This window comes from Chryseobacterium aurantiacum (genome assembly GCF_003020585.1).
Taxonomy (GTDB): Bacteria; Bacteroidota; Bacteroidia; order Flavobacteriales; family Weeksellaceae; genus Chryseobacterium; species Chryseobacterium aurantiacum.
This window is the reverse complement of the sequence record NZ_PXUE01000001.1, coordinates 266,992-287,172: the sequence shown is the minus strand read 5'-3', so window position 1 is coordinate 287,172 and position 20,181 is coordinate 266,992. Positions and strand designations below refer to the sequence as shown.

18 protein-coding genes and 1 pseudogene are annotated in these 20,181 nt (G+C 32.7%); 18 read left to right on the top strand and 1 reads right to left on the bottom strand.

What is annotated here, in order from left to right; genetic code table 11:
• Positions 1-19: 19 nt before the first annotated feature.
• From C7D53_RS01335 to C7D53_RS01275, 14 genes and pseudogenes are all read left to right on the top strand, one after another.
• A complete protein-coding gene (locus C7D53_RS01335) occupies positions 20-739 on the top strand; it encodes a DUF3108 domain-containing protein (RefSeq protein WP_106914610.1) in 720 nt (239 codons plus the stop codon).
• A 175-nt stretch (positions 740-914) separates the two neighbouring features.
• Complete coding sequence (locus C7D53_RS21185) at positions 915-1,049, top strand: hypothetical protein (RefSeq protein WP_262497847.1); 135 nt, start codon at positions 915-917, stop codon at positions 1,047-1,049.
• Between the two features lie 170 nt (positions 1,050-1,219).
• On the top strand, positions 1,220-1,498 hold the full coding sequence (locus tag C7D53_RS01330) for a co-chaperone GroES (protein ID WP_034696138.1): 279 nt from the start codon (positions 1,220-1,222) through the stop codon (positions 1,496-1,498).
• Positions 1,499-1,593: 95 nt separating this feature from the next.
• Positions 1,594-3,219: a chaperonin GroEL gene (gene groL / locus C7D53_RS01325; protein WP_077418951.1), complete on the top strand. Its 1,626-nt coding sequence runs from the start codon at positions 1,594-1,596 to the stop codon at positions 3,217-3,219.
• A 178-nt stretch (positions 3,220-3,397) separates the two neighbouring features.
• Positions 3,398-3,853, top strand: coding sequence for an NTF2 fold immunity protein (locus tag C7D53_RS01320; protein WP_162926050.1), 456 nt, complete (start codon positions 3,398-3,400; stop codon positions 3,851-3,853).
• A 437-nt stretch (positions 3,854-4,290) separates the two neighbouring features.
• A complete protein-coding gene (locus C7D53_RS21095) occupies positions 4,291-6,360 on the top strand; it encodes a YCF48-related protein (RefSeq protein WP_106914608.1) in 2,070 nt (689 codons plus the stop codon).
• A gap of 41 nt (positions 6,361-6,401) precedes the next feature.
• Positions 6,402-6,602, top strand: a pseudogene (gene groEL / locus C7D53_RS21090) (chaperonin GroEL); the annotation flags it as partial.
• 80 nt (positions 6,603-6,682) lie between these two features.
• The gene (locus C7D53_RS01305) at positions 6,683-7,582 is read left to right on the top strand and encodes an alpha/beta hydrolase family protein (RefSeq protein ID WP_106914607.1); all 900 of its coding nucleotides are present in this window, start codon (positions 6,683-6,685) and stop codon (positions 7,580-7,582) included.
• A 163-nt stretch (positions 7,583-7,745) separates the two neighbouring features.
• Positions 7,746-8,552 (top strand): HNH endonuclease, encoded by an 807-nt coding sequence (locus tag C7D53_RS01300; RefSeq protein WP_106914606.1) that lies wholly within the window; start codon positions 7,746-7,748, stop codon positions 8,550-8,552.
• Positions 8,553-8,639: 87 nt separating this feature from the next.
• Positions 8,640-10,082 carry a S41 family peptidase gene (locus C7D53_RS01295; protein ID WP_185126677.1) on the top strand — a complete coding sequence of 481 codons (1,443 nt, stop codon included), beginning with the start codon at positions 8,640-8,642 and terminating at the stop codon, positions 10,080-10,082.
• Positions 10,083-10,288: 206 nt separating this feature from the next.
• Positions 10,289-11,245, top strand: coding sequence for a hypothetical protein (locus C7D53_RS01290; protein WP_106914605.1), 957 nt, complete (start codon positions 10,289-10,291; stop codon positions 11,243-11,245).
• Positions 11,246-12,174: 929 nt separating this feature from the next.
• Complete coding sequence (locus C7D53_RS01285; RefSeq protein ID WP_106914604.1) at positions 12,175-12,891, top strand: hypothetical protein; 717 nt, start codon at positions 12,175-12,177, stop codon at positions 12,889-12,891.
• A 254-nt stretch (positions 12,892-13,145) separates the two neighbouring features.
• Positions 13,146-14,537, top strand: a complete 1,392-nt coding sequence (locus C7D53_RS01280; protein WP_106914603.1) for a DUF3696 domain-containing protein — start codon at positions 13,146-13,148, stop codon at positions 14,535-14,537.
• A complete protein-coding gene (locus C7D53_RS01275) occupies positions 14,537-15,394 on the top strand; it encodes a hypothetical protein (RefSeq protein ID WP_106914602.1) in 858 nt (285 codons plus the stop codon). Before C7D53_RS01280 ends, C7D53_RS01275 begins: the two co-directional genes overlap by 1 nt.
• Positions 15,395-15,606: 212 nt before the next feature.
• On the opposite strand, the gene C7D53_RS01270 is transcribed toward C7D53_RS01275, so the two are convergent.
• On the bottom strand, positions 15,607-15,864 hold the full coding sequence (locus C7D53_RS01270) for a hypothetical protein (RefSeq protein ID WP_106914601.1): 258 nt from the start codon (positions 15,862-15,864) through the stop codon (positions 15,607-15,609).
• A 653-nt stretch (positions 15,865-16,517) separates the two neighbouring features.
• Between C7D53_RS01270 and C7D53_RS01265 the strand changes: the two genes are divergently transcribed.
• The 4 genes from C7D53_RS01265 (at position 16,518) to C7D53_RS01250 (ending at position 20,131) form a co-directional block, all read left to right on the top strand.
• Positions 16,518-17,042, top strand: a complete 525-nt coding sequence (locus C7D53_RS01265; RefSeq protein WP_162926049.1) for a hypothetical protein — start codon at positions 16,518-16,520, stop codon at positions 17,040-17,042.
• Positions 17,043-17,176: 134 nt separating this feature from the next.
• The gene (locus C7D53_RS01260) at positions 17,177-17,746 is read left to right on the top strand and encodes a hypothetical protein (protein WP_106914599.1); all 570 of its coding nucleotides are present in this window, start codon (positions 17,177-17,179) and stop codon (positions 17,744-17,746) included.
• Between the two features lie 56 nt (positions 17,747-17,802).
• Positions 17,803-18,462 (top strand): DUF2461 domain-containing protein, encoded by a 660-nt coding sequence (locus tag C7D53_RS01255; RefSeq protein ID WP_106914598.1) that lies wholly within the window; start codon positions 17,803-17,805, stop codon positions 18,460-18,462.
• 367 nt (positions 18,463-18,829) lie between these two features.
• The gene (locus C7D53_RS01250) at positions 18,830-20,131 is read left to right on the top strand and encodes a hypothetical protein (protein WP_106914597.1); all 1,302 of its coding nucleotides are present in this window, start codon (positions 18,830-18,832) and stop codon (positions 20,129-20,131) included.
• Positions 20,132-20,181 lie beyond the last annotated feature (50 nt).

Here is a 20,181-nt window from a genome sequence, read left to right as displayed (position 1 = left end):
ACTAACTATTAAAAAGATCATGAAAACATTTATTTTTCTTTTGTTAGTTAGCACTACTCATTTTTTTTCACAACAGCTTCTTACCCCGCAAAATGTAAATATCAATTCCAAATTGATAAAAGACGAAACATCAGAGGCCGTATGGTATACTGAAAATGCAGGCTCCAAAACAGAGATCGGAAGTATTATCACAGAATTTAAAAAGCTTAGCAAAAACGATCTGCTCATTAAGACCACCGTCAAGATGAAACAGATGCCTGATGCCAGCTGGGTAGATTCCGCTATCGTAAAGACTGCTAATTTTCAGCCGGTACAACATTCATCTTATAATATGATGAGAAATATGGCTCTTATCTATAATAAAGGTAAAGTAACCGGTTATTACCTCGATAAAAAGACCCAGCAAAAAGAAGATATAGAAATTCCTGCAGAAAATTATTTTGACAGCAGCAGTTACCCAATGTTGTTACGCTTCTTTCCATTGAAAGAAAATAGTACCACAGAGCTTTCCATTTTCGATTATAATCCACGGGCTAAAAAAGGAGTAATCAAAGCCTATATTCTGGATGTAAAGAAAACCGATCTGAACGGTAAAAAAGTTTGGGCTGTAAAAACAACTGATGACATTAGTGATAAAACAACAATTGTTACCTACTACATCGATCCAGAAACAAGAAAGATGATGAGGCAGGACATCGACATGAATGGAAGAAAAATGTATATGGAAACTATAAAATAAAGACAATCCATTAATTACAATCTGATAACCAATTATTTAATTAAAAATAAATTTTAAAAATATATCACATATTAAGGAAAAAGTTTTATATTTGAAATACCACTTCAACACCAAATGTCAAAAACCTGATTGACTTTAAATGTTCAGGAACTGTACAAATAAAACATTATTAACTATGAAAAATGCTAAATTACTAAGCAGAGATGCTCAGAAAACGATCAATGGCGGAGCTGCAGGACGCTTCTGCTGCGAGTACAATTATAAAGGACAATGTATCCTATGGATTGGGCCAGGACAGCACTGTCCATAATAAAATCAACTCATAACATACAAAAATAAAAGTCGGAGAATTCCGGCTTTTTTTATTTTTCTGCCAAATTTTCACATTCAGAAACAAAAGTCTGCCATTTCATCCACCGGCATCTCGTGGCATACATTTAGAGTCTTACAAGACAGGAATAATTAAAAAATAAATATATTATGTCAGTAAACTTTAAACCATTAGCAGACAGAGTTCTAGTAGAACCAATTGCTGCAGAAACTAAAACAGCTTCAGGTATTATTATCCCGGACACTGCAAAGGAAAAGCCGCAAGAAGGTACTGTAGTGGCAGTAGGTCCTGGTAAAAAAGATGAGCCTACAACTGTTCAGGTAGGTGACAAAGTTCTTTATGGAAAATATTCAGGTGCTGAATTAAAGTTAGAAGGAAAAGACTATCTAATCGTAAGAGAAGCTGATCTATTAGGAATCATCGGTTAATTTGTAAAAAGTAAAATGTATTCATGTAAAATGATATTTTCGGAATACAAAATCATTAATACATTGTACAAAGTACATTAATACAATAAAAAAATATGGCAAAAGAAATAAAATTCGATATTGAATCAAGAGACGCTCTAAAGAGAGGGGTAGATGCATTGGCTAATGCGGTAAAGGTAACTTTAGGTCCTAAAGGTAGAAACGTGGTAATCGAAAAATCTTTCGGTGCTCCTCACGTAACTAAGGACGGTGTTTCTGTTGCAAAAGAAATCGAACTTGAAGACAGAGTAGAAAATATGGGTGCGCAAATGGTAAAAGAAGTTGCGTCCAAAACTAATGATATTGCAGGAGATGGTACTACTACCGCTACTGTTTTAGCACAGGCTATCGTAAGAGAAGGTCTTAAGAATGTAGCTGCTGGTGCTAACCCAATGGATCTTAAAAGAGGAATTGACAAAGCAGTAACTGCAGTTGTTGAAAACCTTAAAACACAGTCTCAAACTGTTGGAGATTCTACAGAAATGGTGAAGCAGGTTGCTTCAGTTTCTGCTAACAATGACGAAACTATCGGTGCATTAATCGCTGAAGCTTTCGGAAAAGTTGGAAAAGAAGGGGTAATTACTGTAGAAGAAGCTAAAGGTATTGACACAACAGTAGACGTTGTAGAAGGAATGCAGTTTGACAGAGGTTACCAGTCACCTTACTTCGTGACTAACCCTGAGAAAATGTTAGCTGAACTAGAAAACCCATATATCCTTTTAGTAGAGAAGAAAATTTCTTCAATGAAAGAATTACTTCCAGTTCTTGAGCCAATTGCACAAGGTGGTAAGTCTCTATTAATTATCTCTGAAGAAGTTGAAGGTGAAGCTTTAGCTACTTTGGTAGTAAACAAACTAAGAGGTTCTCTTAAAATTGCTGCTGTAAAAGCTCCAGGATTCGGAGACAGGAGAAAAGCAATGTTAGAAGATATCGCTATCCTTACAGGAGGTCAGGTAATCTCTGAAGAGCAAGGTTTCACTATGGAAAACATCTCTTTGGATATGCTTGGAACTGCTGAGAAAGTAACGATTGATAAAGACAACACAACTGTTGTAAACGGGGGTGGTGACGAAGCTAAAATCAAAGGAAGAGTAGCTCAGATCAAAGCTCAGATGGAAACATCTACTTCTGATTATGATAAAGAAAAACTTCAGGAAAGATTAGCTAAATTAGCTGGTGGTGTTGCTGTACTTTATGTAGGTGCTGCTTCTGAAGTTGAAATGAAGGAGAAAAAAGACAGAGTTGATGATGCCCTTCACGCTACAAGAGCAGCTGTTGAAGAAGGTATCGTAGCTGGAGGTGGTGTTGCTTTAGTAAGAGCAATCTCTGCTTTAGAAAACCTTACTGGAATTAACTCTGACGAAACTACAGGGATCAAAATCGTGAAAAGAGCAATCGAAGAGCCATTAAGACAAATCGTTGCTAACGCAGGTGGAGAAGGTTCTGTAATTGTTGCTAAAGTAGCAGAAGGAACAGGTGACTTCGGATACAATGCGAAAACTGACGAGTATGTTCACATGCTTGAAGCAGGTATCATTGACCCAACTAAAGTAACAAGAGTTGCCCTTGAAAACGCAGCTTCTGTATCTGGAATGCTTCTTACAACTGAATGTGTAATCACTGAAGTGAAGAGCGCAGAACCAGCTATGCCAATGGGTGGTGGAATGCCAGGAATGATGTAGTCTTAGCTACTATATATAATAAACTAAAACCGTTCTATTTTATAGAGCGGTTTTTTTGTGGTCTTGATATAAAATAGGGTTACAAAAAATATATATAATAACTATAGGTCTATACTATTTACACAATGTGTAAATTTGGGTGTTAGCAGGAACTTTAAGCTATACATCACTGATCAAAATGGACTTCGATAAATACATAGAAAATACTTTGCCAGACACCGACAGAACATCAATGGAAACTGTTATTGAGTTCGTAAAAGTCTATAACAAATGGGCGAACGACTGTCATAATTTGGTAAAAAGAGACCGAACTCAATTAGATGAACTTGCAAAAATTGACAGTGTGGCAAGAAAAGTTTTGCAGAGCATTTACAACAAATACTGCACTTCAAAAAACAGACAATATCATAGGGCACATACAGGTTATTTTTTCTATGGTGGAACTTATAACTCGAGCTCTGAAATTGCAATGTGCACAGAATTAACAAAAAATAAAGTAGAAATACAAACACCAAAAATTAAAAACATAACTCCGTCGAAAAAATATAGCGTGGTTAAACAAGGGAAAGTTTGGAAAATTGATACCGTTGAAAGCCTAGCAGGAAACAACAAATGGACCTCTGATATTTTATAAATTTTTGACAACAGAAATAACTAAGATATGTACTGTTATCGAATTGCTTGACAAAAAAGAGGCTTGGCAATAGTTGTTAACAACTGAATGTATTATCACTAAAGCGAAGAGCACAGAACCAGCTATGCCAATGGGTGGTGGAATACCAGGAATGATGTAATAGCGTATCGCTAAAACAAATTAATATATTAACCGTTCTGCCTTGCAGAGCGGTTTTTTTATCTGTATTAGTTTTTTAACTATATTTGGACCTCTAAATAAAACCATGAAAACATACAATAAAGTTCTTGATTATACAAACTTTAAACTTGAATCAAAGCTCTAAAAAGATTTAGCAATTAACTAAAATTGCATTCACAATATTTTTGCTTATAAATATTATATTTCCCCTGATCACACTTGATCACAATAAAAACGTTATAAAAAGAAAATCATAAATGAAAAAAATACTTTTACTATTTTTAATTACTATTACTTTTAATGAAACATTTTCTCAGACTAATTGGGAATTATTAAATCCCAAACCAACAGCAAACACTGGGAAGCATATTGAATTCATTTCTAGCAATAAAGGTTTTATAATTACATCAAATGAACTCCTAGAAACTATAGATTCTGGTACAACTTGGACAAAAAAACAAAATATTTACAGCGGTAATGATATTAGTTTTAAGAATGGGATTGGGTACATTGTAGGGAATTCCGGCTATATTTTAAAGTCCATAGATAATGGTGTAAATTGGCAACAAATAGCTACTGGTTTTAATGATTCTTTTAATACAGTAAATATTATAGACAATAACACAATTATTCTATCAGGTTCGAATAGTATTATTAAAACCCTTGACGGTGGAATTACATGGTTAAATTATACTATTCCAAACGTAACTGTTGTCAAAACTGCCTTTACAAGTTCTTTGGTTGGACATGCTGTTTGTAATGACGGCAAGATACAAAAGACTGTAGATGGTGGAAACACTTGGTACAATACTTATAATACAAATGGAGCCCCATCTGACTTTTTCACAGTTTATTTCATAAACCAGAATATCGGTTTTGCATCAAGAGAACACGATTCCTTATTTAAAACCACAAATGGTGGCGAAACTTGGACAGAAATTACAGGATCATTTGAAGCAATGTATGATTTTTACTTTTTAGATGAAAATAATGGTTTTGCTACAGGAAAGTATGGAGCAACTTATAAAACAACCAATGGTGGAATTACTTGGAGCTATATTCTTTTCCAAAACGGATACTTTTACAATACTTCAATGTATGGCATTTTCTTTCAGGACAGTAACAAAGGCTTTGCTACAGGGGCAAGAGGACGAATAATTAAAACCATAGATGGAGGAAACACATGGACACAACATTCGCCCACCTACGATGATTTTAGCCAACTACAAATAGTCAATAATAATGTTGGTTTTGCATTAACTGGTAATCAATTTTACAAAACCAATAATTTTGGTGACACTTGGACATTGGTTGGCACCTTAAATCTTGGCACTTCTGTTAATAGTAGTGATTTCACATTTATTAATGAAAACTTAGGGTATGCAACTACTGGAGGAACATATGGAGGACATGTTTATAAAACAACTGATGGAGGAGCAACATGGTCTATATTAAATAATGGAAATGATATTATAGACGAAGGGATAACTGCAATTTGTTTTTTAGATGGTAATATTGGTTTTATTTCTGGTGGTTTTAACCAAAGAAAAGTCATGAAAACAACAAACGGAGGAGACAGTTGGACACAGGTATCAAACCAAGCCTTTGGAAATATTCAGTTTGTAAACTCGCTTGTGGGTTATGCCAATAGAATCGGGAATTATGATGGTGCGATGTATAAAACAATAGATGGAGGTAACACATGGAATCCTCTCATTGAATTAGCAGGAAAGGGAATCAACTCTTTTCATTTTGTTGATGAAAATAATGGTTACTTTGCGGGAGATAATTCTCTATTTTACAAAACAACTAATGGTGGTACAAGTTGGACACAAATATCTGTTCCTTACAACGATTATACGTTAACAAAATTTTACACCCCTAATATAGGATATATTGTAAATAAAAATGGTGAAATATACAAAACCATAAATGGCGGAATAGATTGGTCATCATTAACAACTCAGTATAGCTTAAACTCTCTTGAATTAGTTAATAATTATATTTTCACAGCAGGAACAAATGGAAAAATATACAGAAGCTTTACCGGGGATACAGTTTTAGGTACATCAGAAAAAGAAACTGAAAAACAATTTGTTGTATATCCAAATCCTACTTCCGATTATATCAATGTAAGTTTAAATGGTAAAGCCGAAAAAGTAGAATTATATAGTACTGATGGAAGGTTTTTAACTCCTAAATTCATTACAAATACAAAAGATTTCATTAAATTAGATATGACTGATTTTTCTCTTGGAATATATTACTTAAAATTAACTTTCAAAAACAATAAATCCCTCACAAAGCAAGTTATTGTAAAAAAATAAATACAATTACTCTTGACACAAATCCTTACAAAACAATATATTTTGGACACAACGCAAAAATCGACGAGTAGTTCAATATACTTGAAGCAGGAATCATTGACCCAACTAAAGTAACAAGAGTTGCCCTTGAAAACGCAGCTTCTGTATCTGGAATGCTTCTTACAACTGAATGTGTAATCACTGAAGTGAAGAGCGCAGAACCGGCTATGCCAATGGGTGGTGGAATGCCAGGAATGATGTAGTCTTAACTACTATATATAAACTAAAACCGTTCTATTTTATAGAGCGGTTTTTTATTATATTTGACCCGTAACTATAACCCATGAAAAATAACTTTTTTTCTAACCTATTTATTTGGCTGTTATTAATAGCCTTACCAGAAATGGTATTTTCACAATCAGTCGATTTTACCATTCAGGATGTAAAGTTTGAAAGTCAGAATATCACTCTTGCGGGCTCCATTTTAGAACCTAAGAAATCAGTTGCAGCAGTGGTCATTGTTCACGGATCAGATCCGGTAAAAAGAGAAATGGAATTCGCAAAACGTCTTGCCAAAGAAGGCATTGCCGTATTCACCTACGACAAACGCGGAGTTGGAGAATCTGGTGGTGTATATGTAGGTCCCTCAGTGGGCACCAATAATATAGATCCTGCCAATCTTACTTTACTGGCTCAGGATGCCAATGCAGCCGTAGCAACATTTCAAACCTATTTGAAAGATAAAAAAATACCCATTGGATTAGTTGGCTTCAGTCAGGCAGGATGGATCATCCCGATGGCGGCAAGCAAAAACCCGCAGATTGACTTTATGGTGTTATTTAGCGGCCCTACCATTACCACTCTGGAACAACTTCGATTTCAGTTTTATACCAATGGAAACAAAAATTTCTGGGAAAATCATACCGAAGCAGATGCCGTTGAGCATACTAAAAATGATCCGGACAAATACCAATTTGTAGCCACCGACCCCAAAACCTATCTGAATACCCTTTCAATTCCCGGGCTTTGGCTTTTTGGTGAAAAAGATATACAGATTCCTGTAAAGTTGTGTATAGAGGAATTGAATACCCTTAAAGCTCAGGGCAAACCTTTCGAATATGTTTCTTTCCCCCAATTGGGACACAATACTTCCTCCAGCAAAGATACAGCCCCTGTTGATACTGCCGTACAATGGATACAGCAGAAAGCATTGAATAGTAAAAAATCTAAATCTTCAAAGTAAAGCATACATAAGAGACCATTTAATATCCTAACCGTTCTAATAATATCTAAACCTCACGAAAGGACCCGTGCGGTAGTAGGACTACAAGGATTTATTTTCCTAACATTGGTTTCGCAGAATACAACATACTGTTTTACAAAATAATCTTAAAGAAAATTCAACAATGAATTATACCCATATAGAAATCTTTAATATTGGAACTTCAATAGTGAATGGAACCATATCCAAGCAAGATGGAATTAAATTATTAGTAGAAAAAACCAATTTTAATAAAGGCTATGCTCAAATGATTATTGGACAGATTTTTCCAAAGTTTTTTACTGGTGAAAAATTTACAAGAACTCTAAATGTTCAACTTTTTGATGATCTGCTACTTCTTACTTTTGAAAACTATGGAATCAAACAATTAGAAATTACACTAAATGCTTTAAAACAACATATTGATTACATTAAGACAAAAGGAGATGCAAAGGTAAAACTCAGAAAAGTTTTCAAAAGATATATTGAATTAATTGAAAATACAGCCATTCTTGAGATAAGCGAAAATTTCATTAATGAAAAAGAACAAAGAGAAATTGCTGAATTTTATACAAAGGAGAAAAGCAGAGATGAATTAATAGAAGAATTACAGAAAAACAGAAATTTCGAGGATGAAGAAGTGACAGTTAATGTAAAAAAATACAAAAGAAATAATAAAACAATTGCATTAATTAAGTTGCTAAGAAACTTTGAATGTCAAATTTGCAACACATTCATATTGAAAAAAGATGGCTCTAAATATATTGAAGCAGCACATATAAATCCAAAGCATAAAAAAGGTAAAGAGATAGAGGAAAACATTATTCTTTTATGCCCTAATCATCATAAAGAATTTGATTATGGAGATTTAAACATTATTGAACATACAAAAGAAAGAATAGAGTTTATTCTTAATAAACAAAATTACTATATCAACCTAAAAATATCATAGCTATTACCTCGTTAACGTACGAAAGAATTCTTGTGCAAGCCACGCCGGATATCATTCAAGAAAACTCAAGTATAAAGAAAATCAAAGATGAATTTTAAATTATTATTACCCTTATTGCTTTTAGCCATTCATACTGTTTTCGGACAAAATACAAAGACTGAAAATCTGTTGTTTGAAAAATCATTAAAAAAAGACAGCGTTCTGGCAGAGTTTGCAGAACTGTATCGCCTTACCAATACCATTCATCCGGGACAGTTTTTGTTCTGTTCTAAAAATGAATTCGACAAAACCTACCTATCACTAAGAAAGTCAATCAAAACAGATCTTTCCATTCCAGAATACTACAAGATAACGGCAACTTTAATGGCAAAAATTAAAGATGGACATACCGCTGTTGACAGAAACCAAATTACAACTTTACTCAAAGAAAGGCCTGTATTTCCATTCAGTATTTATAAAATTAAAGACAAGTATTATCTGGATAAATCCACTATTGAAAACAAGGATTATACGGGCTTGCAAGTATTAAAAATCAATGGAAAAGAGATGAATTCTATTGTGAAAGAAATCCAGAAATTCATTCATCTTGAGGGTAGAAATGAAACAGGACTGAACACCCGATTTAAAAACTTTCCTTTTTTCTATTTTATTTTTAATCCAACAAATAAATTTGAGATAGAATATTTAGACCATAACAATCATAAGCAAAAAGAAAAACTTCAAGGGATCACTTTTGAAACTTACACAAAAAATAATACTGAAAAAATTGACCCTTTAACAACCGAATTTAAAACCGATAATTTGGCAATTTTGAAATTTCATTCATTTGAAAATGGTTATAATGAAAATGACAGAAAAATTGCTGAAAAGCAAATCGATCGATTCTTTAAACAACTGGACAGTTTAAATACAAAAAACTTAATTATAGATTTACGAAATAATGGTGGTGGTTCTGCGGATATTGCAAGCTATCTTTTCTCCTATTTATCCGGCAAACCTTTTTACTATCTTGATTATAGAGGAGCCAAATATAGCACGGTAAAAGAATGGAAACATTATGCCCAATATCCGGACTATATTGAAGAAATAGATTTGAGTGAAACAAAATTTAAAAATGGGCTGCACTGCTATACAGAAACTGATGGCACAGATGATTGGTGGTTTGAAAAACAGCAAAACAAGCCCAATTATTACAAAGGTAAAATCAGCGTATTAATAAACGGAGGATGTTTTTCTACAACAGGACATTTATTGGCCTTGATGAGGGAATATAAAATCGGAAGTTTTTTTGGCGAATATTCCCAAGGAAGTAATTATAGCAATGCAGGCGGGCAAGCCTTTATTCTACCCTATTCCAAAACACTGGTTTGGATCCCTACTTTCCAATACAAAATGAGGACACCCAATTTTCAGTCTGATCCAAAAGGCATTAAACCAGACGTAGAAATACAAATTGAACCAAGTGACTTGAAGACAAAATTTGACAGACCTATGGACTTTTTAATACAACAGATTGAACAGAATAAATAAACACCGCGCTATCTTATGAAATTAGCTTTTAGGTTATTTATTTGAATGTTTCATTTATACTATTTAAATCACACAAAAGGATTTGTGCGAGAACAGAGGAAATAATACATTTAATGATTAATAAATAGATAGCTAAAACCAAAACAACATTAGCGCAATGCGTAAATTTGGATGTTGTACAATGTTTTGACCGAAAAAAACTAAAAATGAAAAACCTATTAATTTTTGCTCTAATTTTTAATCTTTTATCTTGTAAAGCACAAGAATTCGAAAAACTATCTGTTTCAAAAACAGATGATTCTGACCTGTACATTAATGATGATGATTCTACAGAATTATTTTATTATAAATATGTACCAAAAACTAGTATTAAAGGTGTTTTGGTTATTATTCCTTCTGGTGGAGAACTTGTTGAAAATACAATAAAACAAATAACTCTGCCAAAAATAGCAGTTGAAAAAGGAATTATGGTCATTGTTCCATCAATCAATTGGGGAACAGATAATCGAGAAGCAGAATTCAAATTACTTGATAAAATTTTCAGTGAAATTGTCGCAAAGCATAAAGTACCGAAAGATAAATTTATAATCGGGGGCCTTTCAAGTGGCGCAATGATTTCTTTAACCTACGCTGAAAAGGCAACTAAAAATCCGGAAAAGTTCTTTCTAATACCAAAAGGAGTTTTTGCATTAGACGCCCCTTTAGACCAGGCCAGATTTTACAAATATTGCGAAAGAGAAATCGAAAGAAATATTTATCAGCCTGCAGTAGATGAAGCAAAATGGATAAAGAATAATTGGGACAGTATTTATGGAGGATCTCCAGACAAATTTCCGGAAAAATATCTGGAAAATTCTATTTATTCTTACGGAGCAAAAGATGGCGGAAACGCAAAGTATTTAAAGAAAATGCCTCTTTTAATGTTTACTGATTTGGATACAGATTGGTTAATTAATCAAAGACATCGTGACCTACATGATTGGAATGGAATTGATATCATCTCAATGATAAACCAATTAAAAATAATGGGAAATGAAAACGCCAGAGTAATCGTTAGTCAAGGAAAAGGAGTTCGATTAGACGGAACCAAAAATCCACATTCTTGGTCAATTATGGATTCCGAAGTTTGCCTGAATTGGCTACTAGAAACATTAGAAAAATAAAAACATCACACAACAGGTGTTTGGCAAGATTGCAAATTTTGTAGTGAATACACGTTTACAGTTCGCGAAAAATTTCATCTTTCATAGAAAACAATCGGTTCCGTAGTTCGCAACCTCTCCAAGCCCCGAAACATTATTCCATTACCTAATCAATTAATAAAGAAAAAATCCCGGTTCTCACTAGGATTTTTTCTTTATTTCTCTTACCAATTCATATTTCTCCTCCAAGATTGGTTCCTCTGGCTAGAAGTCTTTTGGAAAGCATCCCCTATCATAACCCCCTCTAGGGACTATGATAAGGGGTGACCCCCTCTTCATAACGGCCTGAAGCCCGTTGGGTAAGTATCTCTAGCCCGTTATGTAACCGGTTCTACCCCCTTAGGTAAGGGGGTATAGGCACTTCCTCAAGGGGGTAAAGGGGGTTAGGTAAGTGCCCAGAGGTGCTTTGGAACCGCCTATAGCCCGTTTGGTAAGTGTCCCGAGGCCGTTTATAACTGGCTCTACCCCATTGGGGAAGGGGGTATTTGCGGTTCCTCAACTACGTTTGGGCTATTGGAAAGAACCTTGATATAGTTGAGGAATTGCCTAGTGGCACTTTGGAACGGTCTACAGACTTTGTAGTGAGGTTTTAATGAATTGTATTGTTCTTGTTTGAAATAAAATCTCCGAAGTTGAGAGAGTTTGGAGAGCACGGTAATACTAAAAACCACATGAAAAGATTCGTGTGGGAGCGGTAGTTAAATAAAAAAATAAAGCATATATAAACATACTTGAAGTAGATCACTGAAGTAAAGAGCGCTAAACCAACTATGTCAATGGGTGGTGGAGTGCTAGGAATGATGCAACAACGTGTCGTTGAGACAAATTTAATATATTACCGCTCTGCTTTTGTAGGGCGGTTTTTTTATCTATTTTAAAAATTAATAATTATGGAATACAGTAGAAAATTTGGGATTACTAAAGATAGCCCAGCTTTGTGGACAGAAATATTTTTGATTGAATATGACATTAGTCTGTCAATTGATGCTTTAAAAGCAATGATTGATTTACAAAATAGAGCTTATTCCGTTTTAGATGCTGAATTATATATGAAAATAAAATCTACTCGACGGGATAATGGGTCTATGAACGAGAATGAACTTGAGCAATACATTGGACATTTACATGGTATTGAGGAGAGTATTTTATTGGAAATGGAAAATATTCAAACTGCAAATCAAATAGGTGCTATATTCAGTGTTTTTGAAAATAAAATGAAAATGATTTGCGAAAAATTGAAGAAATATTTTAATTTTGACTTCCCAAAAAAAGAAGGATCATATATTCCTTATTATTGGAAAATATTAAAAGGATTTCTTGAAGAAGAATCAAATCAAGTAGAGAGATATTATACTCCAATATGTAATAAATACACTACCAGAAATGTATTGCAGCATCAGAATAATGTAGCTAACAAAAGACAGTTTGAAGCTTTTAAACACCTTAAAGAAATAGAAACTATAGAATTCGAAAACGAGCATCATATAATAAAAATAGATAGTCGATTTTGCGAAGTTTTATTGTTTGAAATTAATCTTTTTTTCGAAAAGCTAATATTAGCTTTAAAAACTAAAACATCCAATATATATCTGACAGAGCGGATTTAAAACCGTGACTTCTCTATAATATAAATCCACGCTATCTAATTAACAGCGCATATCTTAGATAATTTAATATATAACCGCTCTGTTTTTATAGGGCGATTTTTTGTTTGAATTATAATTTTCCGTTAAGGAAAAATAGTATATTTAGATTTTAATTTAATTATTAATAAATAGCTAAAGCCAAGATAACATTAGCTCAATTGTGCAAGCTACATTGGTGCAGTGCGTAAATTAGAAGCAATAATAAAACAAATACTATGTTTAATATAAATATAAATAATTTTAGAAGTTTTCAAGAACAAGATTTTAATTTCTCAAGAATAAATATTTTAATCGGAGAAAATAGTGGTGGTAAAAGCTCTCTTATAAAATTCTTACTTGCTTGCAAACAAACGCTTAAATCCCAAGTAGAATCTAATTTTAAATTGAAAGGTAACTTAATTGATTTAGGAAATTATGAAGAAATGATTTACCAAAAGGATCCTAATAGGGACTTAAAATTCAAATTCTCAAACACTGTAAAATATGCACAATATTTCACAGATAACTATCAATATTACATTGACTTTGATGAAGATGAAAAAAAAAGAAAATCTCTTTTAAAAATTGTTGAAAAATACATAAATGAGGAAACATCTGTTGAATTCACAATTAATAAGAATTTATCTATTCACAATAATATAAAAACTATTTTTTCAAATACAAAAGCAGGAACCTTAGAAATCATACCACAATTAAGAAGTGATAATGAAGATTTTTTCAATGAAATGAAATGCGACCTAGTTTTTAATTTTAAAAAGATTAAAGGTGTACTAAAAAATGTAACTTTTTATAAAGAAGGTTTTTTCAGCATAATTAACGCAAATCTAAAAAAGACACTTACTGAACAACATCCTGAACATAAAGATTATTTATTTTATACAATTGCATATTTGCTTCTGTATCAAAACTTTTTGATTATCAACATTGATAAGCTGAGATATGTCAATCCAATAGTTGGAAGTTCACCAAAAAGATTCTATTTTCAGGAAGATAGAAAATCAAGTTACAATATAACTGACATTGAGAAATTTATAAATATAATAGGAGATCCTTTTTTGACAAAACAAGAATCAAAGGATAGACTTGACACTTTAAATAAAGTTATTAAGAAACTTGGAATTGCTGAGAAAATAGAGATTAAAAAAAATGAAGAAATGTCAATTCTTAGCATAAATGTAAAAACTAAAGAATTCTGGTCAAATTTAACTGATGTAGGGTATGGAGTTTCACTACAACTTCCAATTCTATTTCAGGCAATATTATCTGAAAATTATACGAACGGACAAACTCTATTAATTGAGCAACCAGAAGTTCATTTACACCCTAAATTACAAGCTAATTTCATAGAAACATTATTAAGTATTGGTAATAAAAACTCATATTTCATAGAAACTCACAGTGAACATATGGTTAGAAAACTTCAAGTTTTAGTAAAAAATAAAACTTTTGGAATTTCTAATGAAGATATACGTATTTATTATTTTAAAAGAGGAGAAAAGAAATTTGAAATCACCGAACACAAAATTATGGAAGATGGATTATTAGACCATATCTTTCCAAATGGTTTTTATGATACATCTTACAATTTAGCAAAAGACTTAATTTAATGAATATTCTCCCTGAATTAGAATTTTACGAAGAAATCTTTTGTAATGATAAAATCATTACAAAAGATTTAATAAATATTGTTTTTAATGAGCATAACGAATTTGTAATAAATAGAGAAATTATTGATTATATCGAAAACAATGTTCATGAAAAAAAGAAAGACTTACTCCAAGCTTTTATAAAAGAATTAGTAGATTTCCAAAGATTAAAATCTGAAAAAAGTTTAAAGGTAAGTGACTATCTTAACACTGCAAAAAATTATTATTCAAAATGCAGTGAATATTATTTAACGCCGTTAACATTAAATAAATTAAAGTTCAACGAAATTGATTTTATGAACCTAATTAATTTATCAGACACTACAAAAAATAACTATAATTATATTGGTAAAGAATTACTAACTAAAAGCTTTATTTCAACTGATTTTGGTAGTTTTACTACAGACGATGAGATTATAAATTTTATTGGAGAACTATTTAAAATTCCTAGAAATATTCAATTAGTTGAATGTTTTAATAGGGATTATAGTTCAAAATTCCTGGATAAATTAAAAGGGAAAAAAGTAAATTACTATTCACTAGTAAGAAGAGAATTCCCTACTAACATTGCTGAGTACAAAGGATATAAGGCTGAAATGAAAAAAAACGTAGGAAGTAAATTGAATATTTACTACACTAAAAAGAAAACACTTATCCACGAAAGGAAAATTTTCATAGGACCACTAAGTCTAACCTTTGATAATGCATTTGAAAATATTTGTATTGCAGAACCTACATGGGAAATATTTATCGAATTTAATAAAAAGAAACATTTAAAATGGCAGGAAAAAACTAAACATTTTAAATTATTAAACTAGAATATTACTGCTGCTAACAAGGGCTTTGCAAAATGGCGGGTTAAGTGATAGTTGAAAGTTTGGGTTTCGTAATCCGCAAAAGCCAATTTTATTGGCTTTTTTGTATAAATTAGCAAATAGAAACCCCGCTGCGCAAAGTCTCCTGACTTTGAACCAATAAAATAAATCTATTAAAAAATAATCTCCGAAGTTTTCAAACTTCGGAGATTATTTTATTTATCTAATTCAGAATAATATTCTTCAAAATCAAAAACAATATCAAATAATTCTTTTGGGTGTATTCTTAATCCAGTCGCAATTTCAATGAAAGTACTGAGTTGACAATCAATCTTGTTATTAGCAACATCACTAATTCTAGCAGCAGTAACATTACACCTTTCAGAAATCTTAGAATAAGGAGTTTCTCCTTTTATTTCTTTTATTCTTTCTGATACCATTTTTTTGATTTCATCAGTCTTAAACTCGTTCATAATCGCACTGTTTAGTGCAAATTGTAATTATTAGCATAAATTATCATTACCGAATTCGGTAACAATAAGATATTTTTATTATATTTGGAAAAGATTACTCATTAAAGTAATTTTGCGATACTTCAACGAAATATAGAAGCTATTGCTTAGAATCTTGTAATAGAAAACTGGTAATTTTTAAGAGACAAGAAGATAAGCAGGAAGCTCACGACCTAGGCGTGGGTTCTCCTTATCTGTCTCACGGTATACCAGTACCTCTATTACAGATATTGTAGAGTCCCATGCCGTTTTTATTTTCATGTTGTTCTGCTTTTCTACAATTATCTTTTCTAAGCCCGCTTTCCCACATTAAGTATCATGAGATGTTACAATGGGGTGTACAATCCATTGGGGCCATAGGCTTTTCAGGAAAACACAGTTATGTCATATTATTTTTAGGTTCGTATGGGCAGGGGGCTCGACATTTTTGGGCTTCCTCTTTTACAGCCCCTAAAAATCGTTAACAGAAAACCAATAGTATCTAGCACAGAAGAATTACAAGACAATTCGGCTTTTATTGGTATCATGAAATCTTCATGGTGCATAATGCGCTGTGCCCAACCCAAAACCACCCAAGCATGATGAAAAAAGACGTATTACAAAAACACAACCCCATGAAGAAAACAATAGCTACCTTTGAAGCCAGCTTTTGGGCAGGCAATAGGAAGCGCTCAGGATTGCAGCTAATGGAGACCTTCTTTCAGTTCCATGACCTTACAGCCTCTAAGGAAAGACTCAACAACATTATGAACTACGCGGTAAAGAGAAATAGCTGGATCAATGAGGATCCATCCGTTATCTTTCAGTTTCACCAGTCTATACGGTCCTTTGTACGGGCAAGCTATCTCATCCATTTGAAAAAAAAGAAGAAAAATATCAATGTCCCTTTGGAAAGTGTTTCTCCATCTCTTCTCGGCTTGCTCTCTGAGAAAGAATATCAAAATCCTCTGCTGGTCTTCAAAAAAGCATTTAGGGAATACAGCATTAAGGAGTTTGATTATTTTATGTCGGGTATCGTCTACTTCTCAATGGGAGTATATGATAACCTGCCGGAAAGAAATATTGTGAGTCCTTACATTCACCTCACTAAAATGCTGGATGCCGCCCATCTTATTCTTGAAAGAAAAGAGAAAAAATAAAGTTATTCCCTGGCAAGTTTGAGCCAGTCAACAATCATCAATCTATTTTACAATATAAAACTACCTTACAAAACGGTTTTTTATCAACAAAAATAGTATTGTAATTCGTAGATTTGGTGATTAATAACCGTAATATGACTGCTCAGGAACTAGAAACAGATTATATCGAAAGAATACATTCAAATTTTATCGGACAAAAAATAGAACAGGTTTTTTATGAAGAAATAAATTATGAAACAGAGTTAGAATATTGGAATTTTGCAGAAAATATTCACTCTGTTGATATGAATGTCATTTTCAAAATGGAAAATGGGAAATTGTTTCAAATAAAATGGGACAGTGAATTTTACTCCTATGGAATAGGGTTTGAAGAAATTGGTGAGCTGAAAATAAAAGAGGGTTTCAAAACAATTAATGTCACAGAAAATGAAAATTGGAAGTCCAAAATTCTAAAAAACATATCATCCATTACTATTTATTGGGATGAAGCTGAAATTCAGCAATATCGGGAAATGACTAACAGTCTGGTTTCAAAAAATATTAAAAAAACTATTAGAATACCTTTAACCTGGGAAATCAATGTAGATAAAGAAAAAGTATATATTTCAGCATTTGAGATCAATGAAGATGGAAACAATAATTATTGGACAGATCATCTCACCATACATTTTAATGAACAGGAATTAAAGAAGCATAAATTATAAAAGATCAAAACAGATTCCTACCACAAACCTACAGCATCAAACATCATTATACCCACATGAAAAAAGCATTTGAATTCCTTACTCATTTAAAAGAAAATAACAATCGGGAATGGTTTTCCAATCATAAGTCTGAATATGATTCGATTGTAAAAGAAAACAAAGTTCTTTTTAATCAGATCTTTACTGAGCTTCAGGAATATGACAAGTTAAAAGGAATTCATATTTTCAGAATTTACAGAGATGTTCGTTTTTCCAAGGATCAGACTCCTTACAAAACCAATTTTGGAGTGGGATATTCTCGATCTAAACCGATGTTGAGAGGTGGCTATTATATTCAACTGGAACCCGGCAACAGTTTTGTAGGAGGTGGATTTTGGGGCCCTGAAGCCAAGGACTTACTCCGCATCCGTAAAGAATTTGAACTTAATACCACAGAAATCGAAAAAATTACCTCTGACGAAACCTTTGTGAAATATTTTGGAGAGCTTAAAGGAGATTCTGTAAAAACGGCTCCACGAGGTTTTGATAAAAATCATCCGGCCATAGATTTAATCAGAAAAAAGCAATTCGTAGTGATGCGAAAATTTACAGATAAGGAGGTTTTCTCTGACAGTTTTCAAAAGGAAGCTCTTCTCACCTTACTGGCCATGCGTCCTTTTTTTGATTATATGACTGAAGTGCTGACGACGGATCTCAATGGGGAACCTTTATTTTAAAACCGGAACCCACTGGATAAAAAAATATTTTACTGTATTAGCCTTCAGTTAAATCTGGCCAGCATTTCACCTCTATTTTTTCCGTTAGTGACTATATGACACTTCCATTTTTATCTTGACTTTTGAATCTCTTTACGATCAAAAGAAAGTGTTGACAGTTCCGTTTGACTTTCAGAAAAACAGTTTAACGGCTGTATGACAGGATGGAAGTATTCGGAAGCACTTTGACACTGTACTATACCACCACAAAAGACAAAAAGTTAAACCTGAAAATAAATTTAAAAAAATAGAGAGCGTACACATCTGACCAACAATAAGATTTAATACGTAAATTTATCTGTTAGAGATCTAACCCAACTAAGCATTCATGAAAAGAAAATTTTTAAACTTTATATTTCTCATTCATATTGCCGCTATATCCGCACAAAAATCGGAAGTGCAAAATTTAGAGCCTATTTCTAATTATTTTGAAGAAATTAAAACAGCAACACAGCAAGAGACTCCATTATGGAATCAAAACTTGTATGGTGGAATTCTATTGGTAGAACCTAAAACCAGACAAGTATACAGCAATGAACCAGATTCTCACAACAGTTTAAAAGAAAACGGAAATATCTATACAGGAATACTTCCGGAAAACATTAATATTGCCAACACCTCTATTTTATGGAATGGTAAAAACTGGGCAATGATTATGCTTCCTCTTCCAGAGAATAAATATGACAGAATCAACTTATTGGCTCATGAACTTTTCCACAAAGCACAGTCTTCTTTAGGATTTATACAAAGCAATAAAGAAAGTAATCATTTAGATCAAAAAAATGGAAGGGTCTATCTTCGTTTAGAGCTTGCAGCCCTTACAAAATCAGTTCTTTCCAGTTCCAAAGCAGAGCAAAAAAAACACCTTACTCATGCACTTATCTTCAGGAAATACAGAAATTCTCTTTACCCGGAGTCTTCAACCCTTGAAAACCAACTGGAATTGAATGAAGGTCTTGCAGAATATACCGGATTTATAATCAGTAGAAGAGATGAAACACAAGCAAAAGAACATTTTTTAAATACCATTAATCGTTTTCTTAAAAACCCTACATATGTCCGCTCATTTGCTTACAGTACAACTCCTGTTTATGGGTACTTACTCAGCTTACAAAATCAATATTGGAATCAAAAAATAAAAGCAAATACTAACCTTATAGATTTTTTTATTCAGGATTTTGGAGTAGAAATACCAGTAAACCTGAAAACATCTGTTGAAAGCATTGCTCCCCAATATAACGGAAGAAATATTGTATTGGAAGAAAAAACGAGAGAAAAAAAAATAAAAAAACAAATCGCCGCATATACAAATAAATTGATTGAACAGCCACATCTTGATATACAATTTGAGAAAATGAACGTCTCCTTTGATCCTAGAAATATTCTTCCGATCGAAGACAAAGGCACTGTTTATCCACAGATCAGAGTAACTGACAACTGGGGAATTCTGGAGGTAGAAAAGGGAGCATTAATGGAGAAAAACTGGAAAAAAATTTCGGTAAGTTTTCCCACAAAAATAAATGAAAAAATGGTGGAAGGTGATGGCTGGACACTCCTGCTCAACAAAGGGTATATCATCAAAAAAGATGAAAAAAGCAGACACTACAAGCTTACTAAAAATAAGGATTGATTATTTATGATCAAAATCCCGAACAATCACGTATTAAATATTATAGCTAA